This is a genomic window from Stutzerimonas stutzeri SDM-LAC (genome assembly GCF_000235745.1).
GTDB classification, from domain to species: domain Bacteria; phylum Pseudomonadota; class Gammaproteobacteria; order Pseudomonadales; family Pseudomonadaceae; genus Stutzerimonas; species Stutzerimonas stutzeri_H.
Genome location: NZ_AGSX01000076.1, coordinates 1 through 387 on the forward strand (window position 1 = coordinate 1; position 387 = coordinate 387).

The window sequence follows — 387 nt, forward strand, 5'->3', positions numbered from 1 at the left end:
CCAACGTCAGGGTGATCACCAGCGCGTTGACCAGCGAGGTCATCGGCGACGGCAAGAAGGTCACCGGCTTGACCTATAAAGATCGCAACTCCAGTGAATTCCACGAACTGGAACTGGAGGGCATCTTCGTACAGATCGGCCTCCTGCCTAACACCGATTGGCTGAAGGGCACGGTAGAGCTGAGCTCGCGCGGCGAGATCATCGTCGATGCGCGTGGCGAAACCTCACTACCGGGTATCTTCGCAGCGGGCGACGTGACAACGGTGCCGTTCAAGCAGATCGTCATCGCGGTTGGCGAGGGCGCTAAAGCCTCGCTGAGTGCATTCGATCACCTGATCCGTAGCTCCGTCGAAGGCTGAGCGTCGAGGTGAAAAGAAGGGGAGGAGG

Annotated in this window: 1 protein-coding gene; it reads left to right on the forward strand. The window is 59.4% G+C overall.

What is annotated here, in order from left to right; genetic code table 11:
* Positions 1–359: FAD-dependent oxidoreductase (locus tag PSTU_RS20620; protein WP_036992892.1), on the forward strand; the 359-nt coding region annotated here is incomplete at its 5' end.
* Positions 360–387: the final 28 nt, after the last annotated feature.